This is a genomic window from Undibacterium sp. Xuan67W, from assembly GCF_049340165.1.
GTDB lineage: Bacteria > Pseudomonadota > Gammaproteobacteria > Burkholderiales > Burkholderiaceae_D > Undibacterium.
In genome coordinates this window covers 1-2968 of record NZ_JBMPPN010000048.1, presented here as the reverse complement: position 1 = coordinate 2968, position 2968 = coordinate 1, and the positions used below count along the sequence as shown (strand labels likewise).

Annotated in this window: 4 protein-coding genes and 1 pseudogene; 4 read left to right on the top strand and 1 reads right to left on the bottom strand. The window is 44.7% G+C overall.

Translation table 11 applies throughout. The features are described 5' to 3' along the window. The first annotated feature begins 227 nt into the window (after positions 1 to 227). The 4 genes and pseudogenes from ACO0LE_RS20150 to ACO0LE_RS20135 all read left to right on the top strand — a co-directional run bounded on the left by ACO0LE_RS20150 (position 228) and on the right by ACO0LE_RS20135 (position 2741). Positions 228 to 665 carry an HAD domain-containing protein gene (locus ACO0LE_RS20150; RefSeq protein ID WP_422962110.1) on the top strand — a complete coding sequence of 146 codons (438 nt, stop codon included), beginning with the start codon at positions 228 to 230 and terminating at the stop codon, positions 663 to 665. Positions 666 to 727: 62 nt separating this feature from the next. Next, positions 728 to 868, top strand: a pseudogene (locus ACO0LE_RS20145) (DDE-type integrase/transposase/recombinase); the annotation flags it as partial. A gap of 278 nt (positions 869 to 1146) precedes the next feature. After that, a complete protein-coding gene (locus ACO0LE_RS20140; protein ID WP_422962109.1) occupies positions 1147 to 1440 on the top strand; it encodes a helix-turn-helix domain-containing protein in 294 nt (97 codons plus the stop codon). Continuing rightward, positions 1437 to 2741 (top strand): type II toxin-antitoxin system HipA family toxin, encoded by a 1305-nt coding sequence (locus tag ACO0LE_RS20135; protein WP_422962108.1) that lies wholly within the window; start codon positions 1437 to 1439, stop codon positions 2739 to 2741. Before ACO0LE_RS20140 ends, ACO0LE_RS20135 begins: the two co-directional genes overlap by 4 nt. A gap of 78 nt (positions 2742 to 2819) precedes the next feature. On the opposite strand, the gene ACO0LE_RS20130 is transcribed toward ACO0LE_RS20135, so the two are convergent. Further along, positions 2820 to 2948, bottom strand: a complete 129-nt coding sequence (locus tag ACO0LE_RS20130) for an Ig-like domain-containing protein (protein WP_422962111.1) — start codon at positions 2946 to 2948, stop codon at positions 2820 to 2822. Positions 2949 to 2968 lie beyond the last annotated feature (20 nt).

The following is a 2968-nucleotide window of genomic DNA, read 5'->3' as shown; positions in this document are numbered from 1 at the left end:
CGTTCCGTTACCTGCTTAATCGCTTCTTTTTTAAATTCTTCAGTAAATCGTTTGCCAGACATAAGCACCTCTTCTTTGAACTAGATTATGAGGCTTAAATCTGTATAGTGAAAGCTGGGAAGTTCACGGGTTGCCAGCGCGGTTGATGCATTCCAGTAATAAGTTTCCAGCTTTGCTCTAGTTAATTTAATCAATTTTTTAAAAAAGCCTTTTTCCGAAAGCTAAATTTGATACTTTTTCTTGATTTTGATGGTGTCCTGCATCCATTTTCTGCCCGACATGATCAGGAACAGCAATTTGTTCATCTTCCGGCTTTGGAGGAGCTACTTCGTGAATTCCCAACTCTTCAAATCGTTGTAAGCAGTGAGTGGCGTTTGCGTTTTTCTTTGAATGAATTACGTGGATTCTTTTCAACTGATATTGCGGCAAGAATTATTGGTGTGACGCCAGAAATTCAAATTCGAGAAACCACTGATATTTTAGGGAGTCGGTTCCGAGAAATTGAAGCTTTTCTAATTGATGCCTATTCGGTTAATGAAACCTGGCTAGCATTAGACGATGACGTATCGCTATTTCCGCCGGATTGCTCTCAGCTGATTTTGTGTGGCGAGCTGCCAGCCATTAATCGTTTTGCAATGTTAAAAGAGCGTTTAATGAAGTTGTAAATTAGGTGAGTATCGACGCGATCTATGCCGACAGGGACACGTCGATCATCGTTCGCTAAGTCAAATACATGAACAATATCGTCGAACAAGACCATCTTGCCGTCAAGCGCGCAACCATACCAATGCGCAATTTCAAATCCTTTCGGTCAGCCAAAAACGTGCTAGGTGGCGTCGTACTCATGCACATGATCGGCAAAGGATAGTTGATGATGGAGGGTACTGAAAAGACGTTTCTTGCAGATCAATTTTACGCCTCGACAGAACAAATGCGGCCCGTTTGAAAGTGACTGGACACACCTACCAAAAATTTAACTTGGCAACGCTGCCGTGATAGAACCCGCTTGATCGCATGCATATGGTACCGAGCGCCAAAGATAGATAACTATCTAATATACATACATAGATGCCAAACTATCTTTACAGTCGGCCGGAAGGATACTAAACTATCTATATGATAAAAATAGTTAGTTAAGTATCTATTATGAAGACATTAGGTGATATTGCAGGCGAATTAACGGTGGCAAGAGATAGAGAAAGAATATCTCAAAAAGAACTCATCTCGAAAACCGGGCTGACATCCGTCACGCTGCGTGGACTTTTTAATGGCATCACTGACGTGAGAGTGACAACCCTGATAGCGGTAGCAGAGGAACTCGGATTAGAACTGGTTCTGGTTCCAAAAGGGATCGCTCGCGCTTACTCTTCGGAATCATCCGCTTCCGAACCGGCAGTTGAAACATTGGTTGGTGCCACTTTGAATAGGCCTGAAAAATGATATTTCGAGCACTCGATATTTTTATTGGCGAGCAAATTGTTGGGGTGCTTTATCAGTACGGGGATATTATTCGGCTCCAGGTTGACAATGACTACGCAAGCAATCCAAACCGTCCTCTTCTATCAATTTCTCTTCAAGCGAAAGATCCTAAGCAAGAGGCATCCTTATTGCTCAATCCAAGTACGCCTATGTTGAACTCAACAGGAGAGGGGAGGTTGCCTAATTTTTTCCAAAACCTGTTGCCTGAGGGAGTATTGCGTAAGCATATTGCCCTAGAACGTCATTGCGCAGAAAACGATTATTTTGACCTTCTAGCCGCCTGCGGTAAAGATCTGCCTGGCAACGTGAGAGCGGCACCATCAGCAATGTCTCGCGCCTTTACCACAAGTGTTGTCACGCAAAATCTTGATGCTTTAGAAGAAAGCGTAGTAGATGAACCGTTAGCCGATGCCGTATCCCTATCAGGTATGCAACCTAAGCTGGCGCTTGCATTGGATGGGGGGCGCTATGTGGCGAGACAAAGAATGGAGGGAGCACACATCATTGGAAAATTGCCGACGAACTTGTATGAATATTTGCCAGAAGTAGAGCATCTGTCATTACAACTCGCAAGAGTCGCTGGCGTAACCGTATGTAACACCACCTTGCAACCAATGCATTTGCTGATCGCGGATCATCAATATGAGCTTGGAAAAACGCAAAACTTTCTGGCGGTACAAAGATTCGATCGTGACCGGCCTGGACGGTTGCATGCGGAAGACTTCGCCCAAATTCTCAATGTGCAACCTCAAAACAAATATACGGGCGGCAGTTATGCTGATATCGCACGAGTGATGATGGCGGTGAACGGATTGGGAGAGCCGGCCGTATTGGAGTTAATTCGCCGGATTACAGTCAGTGAATTGATTGGGAATTATGATTTTCATTTGAAAAACATTGGTGTTTTACATTTTCCAGATGGCCGAATCGAACTCTCTCCAGCCTATGACATCGTTGCGTATTCGGTATATATCAAAGGGAAAGGACATGCGTTGAAATTGACAAGTAAATTAGGTCGGGGTGAATCCTTAACACCTGCAGCTATACGTCAATTTTCAAACGAGGTCGGGATACTTGAAACAAAGGTTCGCCAAACAATAAAAGAGGTATGCAGCGCAGCCTTTGAAGAGTGGGCCGACGTCATTGATGCGAGCAGTGTTTCGAATGAGCAAAAAACACGGCTCAAACGATATGTGGATGAAAGCGTTCTTATAAATGGTTTGAATAAACGAGCGAAAAAAATGATTCTGCCCGGGCGCTAATAATCCTGTTCATTATTTGTTGTTCCAAAGTTACGTTGATTTTACGTCACCTTTGGGGAACTAAATTTCGGGGTAAGCTCATGTTGTGCCGTTGTAGAAGTCGACTTTGCTAATACTGCCGCCGGTGTCACTGGCGCTGGCGCTCAGGGTGACGGTGGCTTTGCCGGCGACACTGCTGTTGGCGGCCGGCGCGGTGAGGCTGACCACGGGCGGGTTGTTGACGATGA